General features: G+C 63.5%; 18 protein-coding genes and 1 pseudogene. 1 reads left to right on the top strand and 18 read right to left on the bottom strand.

Annotation, left to right across the window (positions count from 1 at the left end; genetic code table 11):
- From atpH to R2823_05620, 18 genes and pseudogenes are all read right to left on the bottom strand, one after another.
- Positions 1-543, bottom strand: coding sequence for an ATP synthase F1 subunit delta (gene atpH, locus R2823_05705; GenBank protein ID MEZ5175682.1), 543 nt, complete (start codon positions 541-543; stop codon positions 1-3).
- Between the two features lie 3 nt (positions 544-546).
- The gene (gene atpF, locus R2823_05700) at positions 547-1,119 is read right to left on the bottom strand and encodes a F0F1 ATP synthase subunit B (protein ID MEZ5175681.1); all 573 of its coding nucleotides are present in this window, start codon (positions 1,117-1,119) and stop codon (positions 547-549) included.
- A gap of 9 nt (positions 1,120-1,128) precedes the next feature.
- Complete coding sequence (atpE, locus tag R2823_05695; GenBank protein ID MEZ5175680.1) at positions 1,129-1,356, bottom strand: ATP synthase F0 subunit C; 228 nt, start codon at positions 1,354-1,356, stop codon at positions 1,129-1,131.
- 24 nt (positions 1,357-1,380) lie between these two features.
- Positions 1,381-2,196 (bottom strand): F0F1 ATP synthase subunit A, encoded by an 816-nt coding sequence (gene atpB / locus R2823_05690; protein ID MEZ5175679.1) that lies wholly within the window; start codon positions 2,194-2,196, stop codon positions 1,381-1,383.
- Positions 2,187-2,633, bottom strand: a complete 447-nt coding sequence (locus R2823_05685) for a hypothetical protein (GenBank protein ID MEZ5175678.1) — start codon at positions 2,631-2,633, stop codon at positions 2,187-2,189. Before R2823_05685 ends, atpB begins: the two co-directional genes overlap by 10 nt.
- On the bottom strand, positions 2,623-2,886 hold the full coding sequence (locus tag R2823_05680; GenBank protein ID MEZ5175677.1) for an AtpZ/AtpI family protein: 264 nt from the start codon (positions 2,884-2,886) through the stop codon (positions 2,623-2,625). Before R2823_05680 ends, R2823_05685 begins: the two co-directional genes overlap by 11 nt.
- Positions 2,887-2,989: 103 nt before the next feature.
- The gene (gene glyA, locus R2823_05675) at positions 2,990-4,261 is read right to left on the bottom strand and encodes a serine hydroxymethyltransferase (protein ID MEZ5175676.1); all 1,272 of its coding nucleotides are present in this window, start codon (positions 4,259-4,261) and stop codon (positions 2,990-2,992) included.
- 72 nt (positions 4,262-4,333) lie between these two features.
- Positions 4,334-4,864 carry a hypothetical protein gene (locus R2823_05670; GenBank protein ID MEZ5175675.1) on the bottom strand — a complete coding sequence of 177 codons (531 nt, stop codon included), beginning with the start codon at positions 4,862-4,864 and terminating at the stop codon, positions 4,334-4,336.
- Entirely contained in the window at positions 4,861-6,345 is a 1,485-nt protein-coding gene (locus R2823_05665; GenBank protein ID MEZ5175674.1) for a DUF2079 domain-containing protein, read from the bottom strand. The genes R2823_05670 and R2823_05665 overlap by 4 nt, the downstream gene beginning before the upstream one ends.
- 64 nt (positions 6,346-6,409) lie before the next feature.
- Positions 6,410-6,970 carry an L-threonylcarbamoyladenylate synthase gene (locus R2823_05660; GenBank protein MEZ5175673.1) on the bottom strand — a complete coding sequence of 187 codons (561 nt, stop codon included), beginning with the start codon at positions 6,968-6,970 and terminating at the stop codon, positions 6,410-6,412.
- A 31-nt stretch (positions 6,971-7,001) separates the two neighbouring features.
- Positions 7,002-7,808, bottom strand: a complete 807-nt coding sequence (prmC, locus tag R2823_05655; protein ID MEZ5175672.1) for a peptide chain release factor N(5)-glutamine methyltransferase — start codon at positions 7,806-7,808, stop codon at positions 7,002-7,004.
- Positions 7,809-7,810: 2 nt separating this feature from the next.
- Positions 7,811-8,890, bottom strand: a complete 1,080-nt coding sequence (gene prfA / locus R2823_05650; GenBank protein ID MEZ5175671.1) for a peptide chain release factor 1 — start codon at positions 8,888-8,890, stop codon at positions 7,811-7,813.
- Positions 8,883-9,827: a DUF1385 domain-containing protein gene (locus R2823_05645; GenBank protein MEZ5175670.1), complete on the bottom strand. Its 945-nt coding sequence runs from the start codon at positions 9,825-9,827 to the stop codon at positions 8,883-8,885. Before R2823_05645 ends, prfA begins: the two co-directional genes overlap by 8 nt.
- Positions 9,828-9,899: 72 nt before the next feature.
- A pseudogene (locus tag R2823_05640) lies at positions 9,900-10,142 on the bottom strand (type B 50S ribosomal protein L31).
- A 51-nt stretch (positions 10,143-10,193) separates the two neighbouring features.
- Positions 10,194-11,642, bottom strand: a complete 1,449-nt coding sequence (gene rho / locus R2823_05635; protein MEZ5175669.1) for a transcription termination factor Rho — start codon at positions 11,640-11,642, stop codon at positions 10,194-10,196.
- Between the two features lie 193 nt (positions 11,643-11,835).
- Entirely contained in the window at positions 11,836-12,999 is a 1,164-nt protein-coding gene (gene rmuC, locus R2823_05630) for a DNA recombination protein RmuC (GenBank protein MEZ5175668.1), read from the bottom strand.
- 123 nt (positions 13,000-13,122) lie between these two features.
- Entirely contained in the window at positions 13,123-14,148 is a 1,026-nt protein-coding gene (gene thrC / locus R2823_05625) for a threonine synthase (protein ID MEZ5175667.1), read from the bottom strand.
- Entirely contained in the window at positions 14,145-15,434 is a 1,290-nt protein-coding gene (locus tag R2823_05620) for a homoserine dehydrogenase (protein MEZ5175666.1), read from the bottom strand. Before R2823_05620 ends, thrC begins: the two co-directional genes overlap by 4 nt.
- 102 nt (positions 15,435-15,536) lie before the next feature.
- On the opposite strand from R2823_05620, the gene R2823_05615 reads away from it, so the two are divergent.
- Positions 15,537-16,913: a M23 family metallopeptidase gene (locus tag R2823_05615; GenBank protein ID MEZ5175665.1), complete on the top strand. Its 1,377-nt coding sequence runs from the start codon at positions 15,537-15,539 to the stop codon at positions 16,911-16,913.
- The last annotated feature ends 5 nt before the right edge of the window (positions 16,914-16,918 follow it).

Below are 16,918 nucleotides of genomic sequence, written 5' to 3'. Positions count from 1 at the left end.
TCAACCCCATTGCTCTCGAAGCTCGGTGAATCGGTGTTGCACCGACCCGTCGAGCACGGTGTCTCCGACCTTGGTGACCACACCGCCGATGACGGATGGGTCCACAACGACCTTGACCTGGATCTTTCTGCCGGTTGCTGACGCGATCGCCGCTCCCAGCCGCTCGACCTGGGCAGCGTCGAGCGGGAACGCGGATCGGACCTCGGCGACGACTTCGCCCTCGGCATCGGCTGCGATGTCTGCGAGGCGTCCGGCGATGTCTGCGAGATGTTTGGCTTGGCCCGCGGCGACGACAAAGGCCATCGCTGCGACCGTAACCGGTGCCGCACGACCACCGAGGACATCATCGACGATGCCCTGCTTGCGTTCCCCTGGGATGCGAGGATCGGCGAGCGTGTCGATCAGCTCGGCATGGCCACTCAACCCCATCGCTGCCGCGTACAGCTCGTCGAGCACCTCGGCCGGGTTGTCCTCGGCTCGGGCGATCTCGACCAAAGCGGCCGCATAGCGGTCAACGCGTGCTTGTGGCGTACCTGTCGTCATTGGCTACCGAACCCCGCCGAGCTCTTCGATGTAGCGATCGACGAGTTCACGCTGTCTCGCCTCATCCATCCCCGATGCCACGACCCGCTCGGCGACATTGATCGACAGATCGGCGACTTGGCGTCTGAGCTCCTCAGCGACCCGTGCGCGGTCGGCGGCCACCTCGTCGGCGGCGCGGGCCTTGATCGACTGGGCCTCCGCTTCTGCGCGGGCCACGATGTCGGCCTTGACCGCCTCACCGGCGTCGCGCGCCTCAGCGACGATCTGGGCCGCTTCCTCCTTGGCTCCTGCAACCTGCTGGCGATAGTCCTCGAGCAGCGAGGCAGCTTCCTCCTTGGCCCGTTCCGCCGCGGTCAGCTCATCCTTGATGGCGTCCTGACGGGCTTGGAGGGTCTTTTTCAGGGACGGGAGGGCGAACTTCCACACCACGAAGAAGATGATCGCAAACGCGATGATCCCCGCAATCAGCTCCTCGGGTGCTGGCAGCAACAGGTCGATACCGCCGGACTCCGTTGCGGTCTCAGCCGAGATGGGAACTGGCTCAGCCGTGGCGAGGATCAGGTTCCATGCGTACATGTACGGCTCCTAAGCGATGAAGAAGAGAACGAACCCGATGAGCGCGAGCGCCTCGGTGAAGGCGATGCCGAGGAACATCGTGGTTCTTGCGACACCGGCTGCTTCGGGTTGACGGGCCATCGCTTCAATGGCTGAACCCGCAACGATGCCGATACCGATACCCGGTCCGATCGCCGCGAGGCCGTACCCGACGAGCTTGAGTGCCCCTGCGAGTGCATCTGCGGATGCGAAATCCATGTGACTGGTCCTTCCTTGCTTTCGTTAGTGGTCTGGGTAAAGGGATGTCTGCACATATACGGCGGACAAGAGGGTGAAGATGTAGGCCTGGAGGGTGATCACGACGATCTCGAAGACGAAGATCCCGAGACCCATGATGAACCATGCGATCCCGATACCTGCCTTCGCGCCGATCTCCCCCACATTCGAGATGAACACCCAGCCCGAGACGAGCAGAAGTGTCAGCATCAGGTGTCCGGCGACCATGTTGGCGAAGAGCCGGACCGCAAGCGTCAGAGGCCGGATGACGAGGATCGAGAAGAACTCGATGAGGCCCACGAGGGGACGCAACGCGACGGGGACACTCGTTGGCCACACGATCCCGAGGAAGTAACGCAAACCCTGACGCTTGATGCCCGCGATCACGAACACGACCCAGGTGACGGCGGCGAGCATCGCGGGAAGGGCCATGCGTGAGGTCACGGGAAAGTTCACGCCCGGCGTCACCTCGTAGAGGTTCCCGACGAGCACGAACAGGAACACGGACAGCAACCAGGGTACATAGCGGACACCCTCGGGCCCGATGATGTCGATGGCGATACCGTCGCGGACGAAGCCGATGGCGCTTTCCGTCATGGCTTGGAACTTCGATGGGATGACCGACCTCTTCCGCAGACCGAACCAAAGAAACGCGCTCGCGATCAAGGCGATGGCGAGGATGAGGACCACTGTTCGGGTGATCGGGAAGCCACCGATCGTCCAGATGGGCACACGGAACTCGAAGAGCTCGTTGACTTCTGCCGGTGCACAAATGACTTCGTTCACAAAGTCGCATGCACCGCTTGCCAGTATCAGCTCCACTCCAGGTCCTTTCTCGCTCCCCGCAGCATCGCAACTGCCTCAAGCACCAACAATGCGAGGAAGGCCACAATCGCGGCGATACCCATCGCGGGGCGATCGACCTCGAAAACCCACGCGATCGCGAACATCGACAGTGCCACGAAACCCATTCTGAGGACGAAACCGAAGAGCGCTGCGATGTGGTAGGTCTGCATCGAGACCGTCGCGGCCTGCGACAGCAGCCAACCCGCGAGCAGGAAGTTCGCGACGACGATCACCACGCCGAGCATCGCTGAGACAGCACCGACACTGTCGGTGAGCAGCCATGCTCCAGCAATGATGATCGGGCCAACAACGAGCGCGCGCTTGACGATGTTGCGTGCCGTGATGGCCTCAATGTCGACCGACACCGGGAACGGTTTGGCGTATGCCTCGGCGGCAGCTGCGTCAAAGTCCATCGCGGATCCGGATCGCTTCGGCGGCTTGGGCATCGATCTTGTCAGCCGCGGCGGCCTTCGCCTTGTAGAAGCCGCCGATTGCGGCAACAGCGGACAAGATGGCGATGAAGAGCGGTGCTGTTCCGAGCCACCAGTCGAGCAGGAGACCGAGCAGCAGCCCGGTCACGATCGAAGCAAACAGGTCGCCCGATTCGGACCACCCGCGGACAAGTTCACCCCGAGTTGAAGTGTTGTTCAAGACGAACGCTCTCACGACATCGCTGTACGGCGCAAAGATAGGCGTGCTTGTGATTGCAGTAGCAATTGCGAGCAGTTCACCGTTTTCGGTTCACGGTTCACGGATTGCGACGCCGGTGTCACACATAGCCGTTGAAGTCGACCGGGTAGGCGGGGAACTGCGCCGCGAGTTCGGCGACTCGGGACTGGAGAAGATTGAGCGCGTTTGCATCGGCGCGTCGGCGGAGGATGTCGACGATCGCCGTCCCGAGCGTCACCATCTGCTCCTGTTTCATCCCTGCGGTTGTCACCGATGGGGTTCCGATGCGGATCCCGGATGTGACGAATGCAGATCTCGGATCGAACGGGATCGAGTTGCGATTGAGGGTGATGCCCATCTCGTCAAGAAGCGTCGACGCTTCCTTGCCGGTGAGCTCCTCATCGATTGACCGCACATCGGACAGGAACATGTGGTTGTCGGTTCCCCCCGACACGATTCGTGCACCGAGACCGGCCATGGTGTCGGCGAGGACCGACGCGTTGCGAACGATCTGGTGTGCGTAGGTCGCGAACTCGGGCAGTGCTGCCTCCCGGAAACAGAGCGCCTTGCCAGCGATCTGGTGGTTGATCGCTCCACCTTGCGCGTACGGGAACACCGCCTTGTCGACGGCCTTCGCGTACTCGTCGTTGCACAAGATGAGTCCCCCACGCGGGCCCCGAAGCGCCTTGTGGGTCGTTGCCGTGACGATGTCGGCATAGGGAACGGGGCTCGGATGGGCGCCACCCGCGATCAAGCCGATGATGTGGGCGATGTCGGCGAGGAGGATCGCTCCGACTTCGTCGGCGATCGTACGGAACTTCTCCCAGTCGATGGTGCGCGAATAGGCCGAGGATCCGGTGACGATCAGCTTCGGGCGATGCTCGAGAGCGAGGTCGCGCACATTGTCGAAGTCGATGAGTTCGGTGTCCTTGTCGAGCCCGTAGGCAACGACATTGAAGAGCTGGCCCGAGAAGTTGACGGGTGAGCCGTGCGTGAGGTGACCCCCCTGATCGAGCCGCATGCCGAGGATCGTGTCGCCGGGTTCGATGACCGCGAGGTAGGCGGCCATGTTCGCCTGGGAACCCGAATGCGGCTGCACATTGGCGTGGTCGGCCCCGAAGAGCGCCTTGGCCCGCTCGATGGCGAGGGACTCGATCTCGTCGACGACTTCGCAGCCTTCGTAGTATCGCCGCCCCGGATAGCCCTCGGAGTACTTGTTCGCGAGCACCGATCCCGATGCTTCCATCATCGCTTGCGAGACGAAGTTCTCCGAAGCGATGAGTTGGATGTTGGACCGCTGTCGGTTGGCGTCCTTGGCGATGAGAGCAGCGAGCGTCGGGTCCGCTTCGGCGAGCGGGGTCATATCGGTCATGGGTGTTCCTCAGCGTGTGGATCCGGTAGCGAGAGTAGACCCCTCAGCGCGCCCAACCGAGATGCGGTCGGATCATTTGTCTGCCGAATTGTTCGGCGGTTCGCCCTCGAGCACCTCAACGCCGCGGTCGTACAGCCGGTCCGCGAAGCCGATCCCGACGAGCGGGGTCAATGGAAGGAACACGCCATACACGAGCGGATCGACCTTGTAGACGAATCCGGCAACGAGACAGACGGGGATGATGCCAAGGAGCCTCACGAGACGCCGGCTCGACGACGCAACGGGTGCGAGGGCGTTGGCGCCACCGACACCGATGGCGACCAGTGGGGCAAGCACGAGGAACAGCTCGGAGTCGGCCGTCTGGTACACCACGAGGAGGACTCCCCCAACCACGAGGGCATACATCGATGCGCGGAAGCCCACATCGAGCGGATCGTCGACACCGCTGAATCCGGCAACGGCGTAGCTGGCGAGGGCGATTCCGATCCCGAGGATGCCAACCCCGACAACTTCGGCGGTCGTGATCGACAACAGCGCGAACCACATGGCAAGCGTGAAGATCAAGGTTCCGACGAGGATGCCGAGCCACGAGTTGCGTGTCACAAATACGGCTCCAGTGAGTCCAGCACATCTTGGGGATGAACCGTGTCACATTGCTCGACCGTCGCCGGATCTGCTCCAGGGCGTCGCTCGAGCACCTCGTACTGCCCATAGAGGGCAATCGTGGTGTAGCTCGTTGCAAGGACCGACTCGACTCTCGCCAGATCCCGTGGATGGACTCGACTTCGCCAGGACTCATGCAGTACAACGACATCGGGTACACCCGCCGTCGCAACGAAGGTGAACAGCTGGCCAAGGTCACACGCAAAGGGCATCGGGGTCACCATGACCCATTCGCGCCGGGCAAGTGGCCGAACGAGCTCGTCAGGCAGGGACACAACGCCCTGATAGTCGACGAGACGGTCAACGGTCGCCACCGCGCCGACGCGGTCACCATACTCCCACACCGGCGTCGGTGCTAAGGGACGCCACGGTCCCGCCACAGCCCAACCCAGAATGAGCGTTGATCCTGCGAGCCCGAAGAGCAGGACCCGATCCAATGCGACCCTCGATGCTGTCACCATGACGGCAACGGCCAACGCTGCGAGCAGCGGAGTCCAGTAGTGCTCGAACCAGAAGTCGGCTGTGTAGTGATCACCGAGAATCGGAATCGCCGCCATCGGAACCGCGATCAGAAACCACTTGAGGCCACGGATGGGAAGAACGACACCAACGATGATGAGCCACAGCAACAGCGTGTCAAAGAGATTTCGATTGAGAACCACTCGCAGCACCTCGACCGGCGATGTGATCATTGCCCAGACCAAGCCTCCCAACCCATCGGCATGGAGGTAGCCGAAGTGCCCCCCAACGGAACTGCCGTCGTAGGGAGCGACCGCCATCCACAATGCAAGCACCGCTGCAACAACCGCACCGGTGCGCATCATGACCCGGGCGTGCGGGGGCGATACCTTCCGAAGCATGACACCGGCGATGACCACACCGAGCGCGAGCTCGATCCGGCCGAGGGACACGATCAGCGGGAGCACCCAGTACCAGCGGAGGGTCCACCGTCGAAAGGCGCCGGCAATGGAAAGGGCGAACCACCCGACCGTGAAACTGGTGAGGTGTAGTTCGGTCACAACCGCCCAATACCCCGCGACATTGGCCAATACGAAGATGGTCAAGGCCATCCGAATCTGACGGTCAACTCCGAGTTCGAGGCCGATCAGCCACGCCGCAACCCCTACAAGACCCACCGAGATCGATTGCGCAACGAGCAGCATGGGGTATGCCGCACCCGGAGCCACCCAGTACACCGGAACGGCGACAAAAAGCAACGGCGACGCGTGATCAACGAAGTGATGCAACCCGGTGAGCCCCGACACATCACCGAGCCCGCGCGAGACCTTCCAGAGGATGTTGTCAACGAAACCGGCGTCGAAGGCGTGCGCGACAAACCGCCACAAACGGGACAGCGAGAGAACCGAATACACCGCCGCGACGACCGACGCCATGCCGAGTACCAGCCACCAATCGCGCACCGGCAAAGGCTCCCTGAGAGGGACTTCGCGAGAAGAGGTTCCGGCCTTCGCCATCGGAACGAGCCTAGAAGGTCACGGGCCCCGGTCTGAGCACCCGCTCGGTCGGGGCGGTGAGATCGACGAGCGTCGACGGGAGACCGCCGCCGGCATCCCCCGGGAGATAGGTGAGGATGGCGTCCCCGAACGATGCCTTGGCCTCATCGGCGGTTTGGGCCGGAGGCTCAGATGCCCGATTGGCCGAAGTCACCGCCAACGGACCAACGGTCTCGAGCAGTTCCAGCGCCACAGGATGGTCGGGGCACCGGAGGGCGATCGTCCGCCTTGCTCCGTTGCCGAGCCACGGCGGTGCCGTGTCGAGCCGTGGAACGACCAGTGTCACGGGCCCCGGCCAGTGCTTGTCGGCGAGGTCGAGGGCACGGTCCGACATCGCACCGAGCAGGAGACCCTGCTCGAGCGACGCCACGAGGATGGCAATCGGCTTGTCGTTGTCACGGCCCTTGAGTTCGTGGAGTCGTTCAAGCGCCGCCTCATCGAACGGATCGGCCGCGATGCCGTAGACCGTGTCGGTCGGGACACCCACGATCTCGCCCCGCTTGAGCGCCCGTGCTGCTGCCGGCACATCCATTGGCACCTCCAGGATCGCGTGCGTTGAGAAGTTACTCGCTTGGGAACACTGCAAGGACGAACCGGTCACGACCGGTGAGGTCCGGTACCACGGTCACGGTCGCCCCATCGAAGTACTCCGCGACGGATGCTGCATGGAACTCCGAGACCTCGATCGCGACAAGGCCGCACGGCGCGACCCAGTCCCCGGCCGCTTCGGCGATTCGCCTGATCACTTCATCCCCTTCTGGTCCAGCGACGAGTGCCATCTCCGGTTCTCGGCGCACATCGGCTGGCACATCGGCGAGTTCGCGGCGTGCAAGGTACGGCGGATTGGCGACGATCAGGTCAACGCTCCCCCTCAGGCGTGAAGGAAGGGGGTTGAACAGATCTCCTGTCATCACCGTCACCTCGAGGGCGTTGCGCGCGGCGTTCGACCTGGCAAGGTCGGCGGCGTCAGCAGATAGATCCGTCGCATAGACCGCCGCGTCCGGATACGCGGCCTTGAGAGCAAGGGCCAGATTGCCGCTTCCGGTGCACAGATCCACGACCACATTCAGTGCGGCACACCGCTGCATCACCAGCTCGAAGAGATACTCCGTTTCGGGTCTTGGAACGAGGACACGCTCATCGACAACCACATCAACGGGCCCGAACGGCACCGATCCCTCGAGGTACTGGAGTGGCTCGTGATCGATCCTGCGGCGAACCATCGATGTAAAAGCCGAGTATTCGTCGCTCGTGATGTCGGTGCCGACCAACAACTCCGTGCGGGGCTTCGATGTCGCCGCGGAAAGGAGCCGGACGGCTTCGTGCACAGGAAGCCCATGGGTCGTTGCGAGGAGCGTGGTCGACCGCACCGCTACTCCCCTTCGGAGAGCCGCTGGGCGAGGTCGTGCGCGATGAGCGCTTCGTGGACCTCCTCGAGGTCACCGTCGAGCACATCGGGAAGGGAATGTACCGTGAGCCCGATCCGATGGTCCGTGACCCGGTTCTCCTTGAAGTTGTAGGTGCGGATCTTCTCCGAGCGTTCACCGGACCCGACCTGGGATCTGCGGGCGGCCGCCCGCTCCCCCTGTTGCTCCTCGAGCTCGATCTGGTACAGACGAGCACGCAGCACACGCATCGCCTTGAGCTTGTTCTGGAGTTGGGACTTCTCGTCCTGGCAGGAAACGACGATTCCGGTGGGCGTGTGGGTGATCCGGACCGCGGAGTCTGTGGTGTTGACCGACTGCCCCCCGGGTCCTTGCGATCGCATCGTTTCGACGATCAGGTCACTGTCGAGGACCTGGACATCGACCTCTTCGACCTCGGGAAGGACCGCAACGGTCGCAACGGATGTATGCACCCGCCCTTGGGACTCGGTCTTCGGGACCCGTTGGACACGGTGCGGACCCGCCTCGTATTTGAGCCGTGACCACGCACCCCTCCCCTTCACCGCAAAGGTGGCCTCCTTGATGCCGCCGGTGCCGGGAACCGACACATCGATCGGTTCGAGCCGCCACCCGGAGCGTTCGGCGAATCGTTCGTACATCCGGTACAGGTCCCCCGCCCACAGGGCCGCTTCGTCCCCTCCGGCAGCGGCACGGATCTCGACGATGACATCCTTGTCGTCGTCGGGATCCTTGGGGATCAAGAGGCCCCGCAGCTCCGCTTCGATGGAAGCAAGCTCTTCGGTTCCTGCGGTGATCGTGTCGTTGAGGTAGTTCGTCATGTCGGCGTCGTCTTCGCCTTCGATGAGCTCTCGCGCCTCTTCGACATCGGCGGTGAGCTCTCGATGCCGTCGAAACGCATCCACGATCGGCTTGAGCTCGGCGTGGCGCGTCGACACCTCCCGGTACCGGTTCTGGTCTGTCAGGATCTCGGGATCTGCGAGCTGTTCGATCGTTTCGTCGTAGGTCGATTCGGCGTCGGCGAGGCGCTCGGCCAACCGATCATCCATCGTCGTCTCCACGGTCGTAGTGGGCGGAAAGGGCAGCGGCGTTCACCGGCCCTCGCTGTTCGACCTCGGCAATCTCCGACGGCTCGAGCGCTGCGAGAAGGGAGGCGATCGCAACCTCGACCTGATCCGGCGTTGGTTCTTTCGTCGTGATCGCCTGGATCCACATGCCGGGCTTGGATGCCCATGCGAGCCATCGACGACCCGCAGCGGCTTTGAGCACTTCGTAGCTGATCCCCGCAATCACCGGAATCAGAAAGATGCGTGCAGCAACCTGGATGAGGAACGGCAGCGGAGCAAGAGCGAGGAAGACGACGAAGGCCACCATCGCGACAATGATGATGAACGAGGTTCCGCAGCGGGGATGACGCGGGCTGTACCGCTGTATCGGTTCGATGTCGAGTGGGTCGCCGTTCTCGTAGGCGTGGATGGTCTTGTGCTCGGCGCCGTGGTATTGGAAGACGCGTTGGATGTCGTCGCTGCGTCCGATGAGCCAGATGTACAGGACGATGACGAGGATCCGCAGCGTGCCGTCGACAACCACGAACACGAGACTGTTGCCCCCGACGAGTTCCTTGATCCAGTTCGCCGCGAACGCAGGAGCAAGGATGAACAACACGATGGCGAAGCCGACCGCGAGCACCATCGTGAAGAAGATCTCGTTGCGACCGATGTCCTCTTCGTCGTCTCCGGTGCGTTGCGCCGACCAGGACAGGGCCCGGAAACCGAGCGACAGCGACTCGATGAGCACGAAGATCCCTCGCAGGAACGGCACGCGGGCAAGCGGGTTGCGTTCAGACAGCCGTGGGAGGCGGTTCCGTTGCGCTTCGATCACGCCATCCGGTCGGCGCACGGCGACGGCCCAGGCGTCCGGAGCACGCATCATCACGCCCTCGATGACCGCCTGGCCGCCAACTGACGAGCCGGGGGATCGACTCAACTACGCCTCCGCGTCGGCGACTTCGGTCTCGGGTTCTGCCGCTGGTTGCTGTTCGGGGGCCACCTTGGTGCCCCTCTGGCCGTATCGCTTGCGGAAGCGCTCGACCCGCCCCGTCGTGTCGACGAGGATTTGCTTCCCGGTGTAGAACGGGTGACTCGCCGAGGAGATCTCCACCTTGGCAAGCGGGTAGGTCTCGCCATCCTCCCATTCGGTCGTTTCGGAGGTCTCGATCGTCGACTTCGTGAGGAAGCGAAACTCAGATGATGTGTCCTGGAACACGACCGGTCGGTACGCCGGGTGGATGTGGGGTTTCACGGGGTCTCCTGTCTGATTCGGCGGAACTGTAACGGTGACACGGATCTGGTCCTAACTGTTCTTCGCCACCGAGAGCAGGAATTCGGCATTGGACTTGGTGCTCTTCAATCGGTCGATGAGCAGTTCGAGCGCCGCGCCGGATTCGAGGGCGAGCAGGACTCGGCGAAGCTTCCACACTTCCTTGAGCTCGGAGGGGTCGAACAGCAGCTCCTCACGGCGAGTGCCGGATGCCTCGATGTCGATCGCGGGATAGATCCGCTTGTCGGCGAGCTTGCGGTCGAGGCGGAGTTCCATGTTCCCGGTTCCCTTGAACTCTTCGAAGATGACCTCGTCCATACGGCTACCCGTCTCAACGAGTGCCGTTCCGATGATCGTGAGGCTTCCCCCTTCTTCGATGTTGCGAGCAGCGCCGAAGAACCGTTTCGGTGGATACAGCGCCGTCGAGTCGACACCGCCGGACAGGATCCGACCCGAAGCCGGTGTCGCGAGGTTGTGCGCCCTTGCAAGTCTCGTGATCGAGTCCAACAAGATGACCACATCGGTGCCCATCTCGACAAGACGCTTTGCGCGTTCGATCGCGAGCTCCGAGACCTGCGTGTGTTCCTCGGCTGGCCGGTCGAAGGTCGAGAAGATGACCTCACCCTTGACGGACCGCTGCATGTCGGTGACCTCCTCTGGTCGCTCGTCGACGAGGACGACCATGAGGTGGCATTCGGGGTTGTTGGTTGCGATCGAGTGGGCGATGTCTTTGAGCACCGTCGTCTTTCCCGCTTTTGGCGGCGAGACGACGAGGCCACGCTGACCCTTCCCGATCGGTGCGATGAGATCGATGATCCTCGCCATCATGAGGTCCGGCTTGCCATCGATCTCGAGGCGAAGGCGCTGGTCGGGAAACAGCGGTGTCAGCTTGGAGAACTTCGAACGCTTCTCGGCGACCTCGGGGTCGACACCGTTGACCGACACGGCTCGGACGAGTGCAGGGAACTTCTCCTGGGCTCGGGCGGGGCGAACGGGGCCCGATACGATGTCTCCCTTGCGGAGCCGCATCTTGCGTACGATGTTGGCAGCGACATAGGCATCCTTCTCACCGGGCAGATAGCCGGTGCAGCGGAGGAACCCGTAGCCCTCGGGAAGGATGTCGAGGATGCCTTCCCTGACCTCGAGTTCGGACTCGTCAATCGGTTCGCGGTTCCGGTTCCGGTTCCGGTTCCGGTTCCGGTTCCGGTTGCGGCCACCCTGCCGCTCATCCTGGCGGCTGTCGTCGCGGGCTTCCCCGTCATCGTCCCCGTCGGAAGACGATTCGTCGCGCTTGGTTGCTGTGACCGCTGCATCGGGTGACGGCTCGTCGGGGAGCATCGACTTGTCGAACTTGTCGGCGGCGAGGATGGCCGCGATCAGCTTCGACTTCTGGAGGCCGTCATGGTCGACATCGACCGAGGTGGCCATGTCGCGCAGTTCGGGGAGTTTGAGCTCCTGAAGCCTCGTTCGTGGTGTGGTCATCTCGTCTGTGCCCCTTTCGAGACGGGATCATGGGTAGCCGGGAAGCGCCTACACGGCAGCGACTGGAGGCATCAAGCACATCGATCGCTGAGGGATCTCCCACGGCAGGGCTCGGCATGGAGCCGGGGTGGGATGTGGCCAGTATAGGAACCGCCACAAGGTTATTGGTTGCTCTTTCGGCAGACCCGACGGCCTACATGAGCGGCAACGCGTCCTGATCGCCGGAATCGAGCGCGTCGGGATCGTCGAGCTCGAGGGATTCGATCTTCTTGCCTCGATTCTCGATCTTGCCAGCACTGATCTTGATGTCGGTGATGTCGTCGGCGGCTTGGGCGAAGTGACGATCGAGGTTGCCCACCCGCGTGCTCAGCCTTCCGATGTCGGCAAGCATCGTGCCGACCTCTTCCTGGATGACTCCCGCTTGCTTGCGCATTTCAACATCACGCAGGATGGCTCGGATGGTGGTCAGCGTGGCCATCAGCGTCGACGGCGACACGAGGTACACCTTGGACCGCTGACACTCGATGATCACCGTCGGATGGTGCGCGTGGAGTTCGGCGAAGACCGCCTCGGAAGGTACGAACATCAAGGCGTTCTGTGCGGTCCGTTTCGTCTCGTCGAACGGCTGGGACACATACTTCTCGGCGATCGCCCTGACATGCTTCTTCGTGTCGGCGGTCAGCTGCCGCTGCGCGGCGAGGCGACCCTCGGCATCTTCAGCGTTCATCATCTTCTGGAACGCGGTCAGCGGAAACTTCGCGTCCACCGCGATGGGGCCCGGTGGGTCGGGGAGCCTGATGAGGCAATCCACCACCTTGCCGTTTCCGAGCGTCTTCTGGAGGGCGTAGGCGAAGTTGGGCAGCATGTCGGTGACGATGTCGTTGAGTTGTACCTCCCCGAACGCGCCCCGCGCCTGGTTGTCGTCGAGGATGTGCTGGAGCGTCACCACCTGATCCGCGAGCCCCGTGATGTTCTGCTGAGCCTTGTCGATCGCCTCGAGCCTCGCAGTCAAGTCCCCGAGGGACTGCGCCGTTTTCTCCGCGGATTCGCTGAGCGTCGACCCGACACTCTTGTCGACCTGCGCGAGGCGCTCGTTGACCTGCTTCGTCAACGCCATCTGGGAATCCGCCACCGTGTCGGTGATGGCCTTCGTTGCGTGGGCCTGCTGCTCGCTCACCGCGTCGAGACGGCCGACGAGCTGCTGGTGGGCCACAAGGAGATGCTCGACCTTCGCCACCAGATCAGTCTCGCCGGGTGTCGCCTGACTGCCGGAGGGCTTCCGCCCCCTCAGCATCACCACGACAACGACAGCGAGGACCGCTGCGACAACCGCAAGTGCGCCTACGAGAAGTTCCATGCCCACATCGTAGAACCGGGGTGTGACACTTCCCGGTTTCACGCGTACCCAGGGTTCCCGTTCGACAAAAAGGTACAGACTGGCCCACAGAACGGGAAGGAACCGATTGGGGTGGTGTGGCCCTCAGTCCCAGCCCAAAACGCCGACGACCGAAGCAAGGTCAGGGGGCACGGCGTCAGCGATGGCGATCCCCGCGACGGCGGTGTCGGGGTCCTTCAGTCCGTGGCCGGTCACGGTGCACACGATGTCACCGTCGGGCAGGTCATCGCGGAACCGGATGATGCCGGCAACCCCCGCGGCGGATGCCGGCTCGCAGAACACACCCACCGATCGCGACAGCAGCCGGTATGCATCGAGGATCTCGTCGTCGGTGACGGCGTCGATCCGACCACCCGACTCGTCCCTCGCGGCGACGGCCGAATCCCACGACGCCGGGTTGCCGATTCGGATGGCCGTCGCGACCGTCTCGGGATGGTCGACGATCTCGCCCGTCACGATCGGTGCGGCACCCGCCGCTTGGAATCCCCACATCGCGGGCTGAGCGCCGACTTCGGTGTAGCCCTTCCAGTATGCCGTGATGTTGCCTGCGTTACCCACGGGAAGAGCATGGACGGCCGGTGCCTTTCCGAGATCGTCGAGAACCTCGAAAGCGGCAGTCTTCTGCGCCTCGATCCGGTACGGATTCACCGAGTTCACCAGTGCGACATCGTGCGATTCCGACAGCTGGCGAACGATGGTGAGGGCATCGTCGAAGTTGCCCTCGATCGGGACGATCATCGCACCGTGCGCCGCCGCCTGGGCGAGCTTGCCAGCCGCGATCTTGCCTGCGGGCAGCACGACGACGCAGTCCAAGCCGGCTCGCGCCGCGTAGGCGGCAGCAGATGCAGAGGTGTTGCCCGTCGATGCACAAGCGACCGCTCGGGCGCCCGATTCGACCGCTTTGGAAACGGCGAGCGTCATCCCGCGATCCTTGAACGAGCCCGTCGGGTTCATGCCCTCGAACTTGAGATAGACATCGCTCCGAACGATCTCGGAGATGGCAGGGGCCGGAATGAGCGGCGTTCCTCCCTCAAGGAGCGTCACGATCGGCGTCGTGGCGTCAACGGGAAGTCGGGCGGCGTGTTCGCGGATCACGCCGCGCCACCTCATGTTTCGTCTCCGAGCACCCGAATCACGGCCGCCACATCGAGCACCTCTTCGATGCGTTCGAGTGAGGCGAGGGCGGAACGGTGCGACGCCTCGGGCGCCGCGTGGGTGACAATGATCAGGGCTGCTTCGGCGTCGACACCTTCCTGCCAGACCGACCGGATCGACACGCCTGCGTTTCCGAACTTCGAAGCGATCGAGGCCAACACGCCGGGTCGATCGCGGACCACGAGGCGGATGTACCACTCGCTGTCGACCTCCTCGAACGGGAGGATGCGGCCCTCCGACAGCATGATGCGGGGGGCGACCTGTGCCCCTGCGAGCGTTTCGCGTGCCGCATCGATCACATCCCCGAGCACGGCCGTGGCGGTCGGGTCACCTCCCGCTCCCGGGCCTGCGAACAGGAGGGAATCGATCGATGGGCCCTCGATGAACACGGCGTTCGTCGCTCCCCGAATCGCCGCGAGGGGATGCTCAATAGGGACCATTGCCGGGTGAGCCCTCGCGGTGACGCCCCCATCGGTGCGGTCACAGACCGCGACCAGTTTGATGACATACCCAAAGTCCCTTGCAAACGCGATGTCTTCGACGGTGATCGACTCGATCCCCTCGTGGTGCACATCACCAAGACCGACCCAGGTCCCGAAGGCGAGCGAGGCGAGGATCGCGGCCTTGGCGGCCGCGTCGGCACCCGAAACATCCGCCGTTGGATCGGGTTCCGCATACCCGAGCGCGGTCGCCTCGGCGAGTGCTTCGCCGTACGATGCCCCTTCATCGGTCATCTTGGTGAGGATGAAGTTCGTGGTGCCGTTGACGATGCCGAGCACCCGATCGATTGACTCGCCCGCAAGCGTCTCAGAGAGCGGCCGGATGATCGGGATGCCCCCGCCGACGGCAGCCTCGAACAGCAGCGGGACGCCCGAGCGTTCCGCGGCCCGTATCAACGCGGGTCCCTCGGCTGCGATGAGTTCCTTGTTCGCCGAGATCACCGGCTTGCCGGCTTCGAGTGCGGCTAGGACGAGGTCCCGCGCCGGTTTCAGGCCCCCCATGACCTCGACGACGATGTCCACCGTTGGATCCCGTACGACCGCGAACGGGTCATCGGTGAGGAGGCCCTCGGTCACCACGAAATCCCTTGCTCTCGTGAGATCACGAACACCGATCCTTCGCACATCGAACGAGAGTCCGGTCTTGGCCGCGATGGCTCCTGAGTCGCCGACGAGTCGTCGCACGAGCGTGCCCCCGACCGTGCCAGCGCCCAAGAGTCCGATCCCAATGGTGCGTTCCATAGTGGCGCGACCATAGCCGGGTGCGGCTGCCGTGCGATCATCCGGCAACCGTCACCACGATTCCGCCCTACAGGAACCCCGTGAAGGTGCCGATGGCGTCGTATGGGTCGAAGGAACTATGCCGTCGCCGCAACGGCGGTGCTCACCGCGTCTGTCCTGTTCATCGGGCTTGGTCCCCATGACCGGGCTCTTGCGAGTGAGCCCGAGTCGGACTCCCCGCCCACCACGGTCGCCGCCGACGATGACGCTGGCGAAGCGGTGATGACGCCGCCGAATCCCGTCAGGCGGATCGATGTCGAACGGCGGCTCGTGTTCCCCGTGGTCGGTTCGACCTCCTACTACGGTGGCTTCGGAGCGTGCCGCGACGCCTGCACCCGCGAACACCACGGTATCGACATCATGTCGTGGCATTGGAAGGGCCTCCCGGTCGTTGCCGCGCATGATGGAGTCGTCACCAAGGTCACCTACGACAGTGGGAACTCGGGCTGTTCGGTCCACATCAGGCACACCGATCGCTGGCAGACCAGGTACCTCCATCTCAACAACGATCTTCCGGGAACCGACGAGATCGGGGCGCCGTGTCCCGCCGAAGGTATCCGCGTCGGAGTGACGGTCAAGGCGGGTCAGCTTCTTGGATATGTCGGCGACAGCGGCAACGCAGAGACCACACCCCCACATTTACATTTCGAGCTTCGGACCCCGAGCGGCTACCCGGTCGACCCGTACCGATCGCTCAGGCACGCCGATCGCGTGACCTACGAGTGGCTCCCGAGCGATCTGTCGCAAGCAACGCTCACGATCACCGACACCTACGAGCCCGATCCGAACTCGACAACCATCATCGTTCCGATCGACGAGGCAGGGAAGCTCACCGGCCGCGAAGACGAGCAGTTCCGTCTCAACGCCCCGGTCGTCGTCATCGACCCCGATGACCCGAGTCCTGCCATTGCCGAGATCGATCGGCTCGAATCCCACGCCGTGGTCATCATGGCCGATGGCGACACCCGCTGGATCGAATACCTCCTGTCGGGGCATGCGATCATCGTCGAATCCGTGCCATTCCCCGCCTTCACGAGGCGCGATGAGATGATCCACGACGAATACGGCCTCAAGCCCCTCGCTTCCAGCGAGCCCGACCGCTTCTCCACCATCATCGCGGGCCGGATCGACAAGATCTGGCGGTCGCGAACCGAAGCATTCGAAGCGTTCGCCACCGACCACCGTTCCGTGGTTCTCGTTGCGGACCGGTGGGCACGACGAAACCTCGGCTTGCGTTCCGGAGCCTCGCCTGGTCGCTACGCCGACCGTGATCTCCTGTGGTGGGCGACCGGTGACGGCTGGATCGGTACCGAGACCGCACTCGTTGCGCCCGACCGCGGCCACGCCTATGTCACGGAACGCATGGCAACGCCGTGGACGCTCGCGTTCTTGGGTTCACTCGCGGAGGCTGAACCGGTCCCGCGCTGGAAGGCTCGGTAGCGAAT

The sequence above is a fragment of the Acidimicrobiia bacterium genome, assembly GCA_041393965.1.
Classification (GTDB): Bacteria; Actinomycetota; Acidimicrobiia; order Spongiisociales; family UBA5794; genus UBA5794.
Note: the sequence above shows the minus strand (reverse complement) of the source record. Positions and strands in the feature narration are given on the sequence as shown.

Bases quoted from the DNA above. Each gene is read 5' to 3' on its own strand.
- atpH (MEZ5175682.1), bottom strand. From the start codon at position 543: ATGACGACAGGTACGCCACAAGCACGCGTTGACCGCTATGCGGCCGCT.
- atpF (MEZ5175681.1), bottom strand. From the start codon at position 1,119: ATGTACGCATGGAACCTGATCCTCGCCACGGCTGAGCCAGTTCCCATC.
- atpE (MEZ5175680.1), bottom strand. From the start codon at position 1,356: ATGGATTTCGCATCCGCAGATGCACTCGCAGGGGCACTCAAGCTCGTC.
- R2823_05685 (MEZ5175678.1), bottom strand. From the start codon at position 2,633: ATGGACTTTGACGCAGCTGCCGCCGAGGCATACGCCAAACCGTTCCCG.
- glyA (MEZ5175676.1), bottom strand. From the start codon at position 4,261: ATGACCGATATGACCCCGCTCGCCGAAGCGGACCCGACGCTCGCTGCT.
- R2823_05660 (MEZ5175673.1), bottom strand. From the start codon at position 6,970: ATGGATGTGCCGGCAGCAGCACGGGCGCTCAAGCGGGGCGAGATCGTG.
- prfA (MEZ5175671.1), bottom strand. From the start codon at position 8,890: ATGGATGATCGGTTGGCCGAGCGCCTCGCCGACGCCGAATCGACCTAC.
- rho (MEZ5175669.1), bottom strand. From the start codon at position 11,642: ATGACCACACCACGAACGAGGCTTCAGGAGCTCAAACTCCCCGAACTG.
- rmuC (MEZ5175668.1), bottom strand. From the start codon at position 12,999: ATGGAACTTCTCGTAGGCGCACTTGCGGTTGTCGCAGCGGTCCTCGCT.
- thrC (MEZ5175667.1), bottom strand. From the start codon at position 14,148: ATGAGGTGGCGCGGCGTGATCCGCGAACACGCCGCCCGACTTCCCGTT.
- R2823_05620 (MEZ5175666.1), bottom strand. From the start codon at position 15,434: ATGGAACGCACCATTGGGATCGGACTCTTGGGCGCTGGCACGGTCGGG.
- R2823_05615 (MEZ5175665.1), top strand. From the start codon at position 15,537: ATGGGTCGAAGGAACTATGCCGTCGCCGCAACGGCGGTGCTCACCGCG.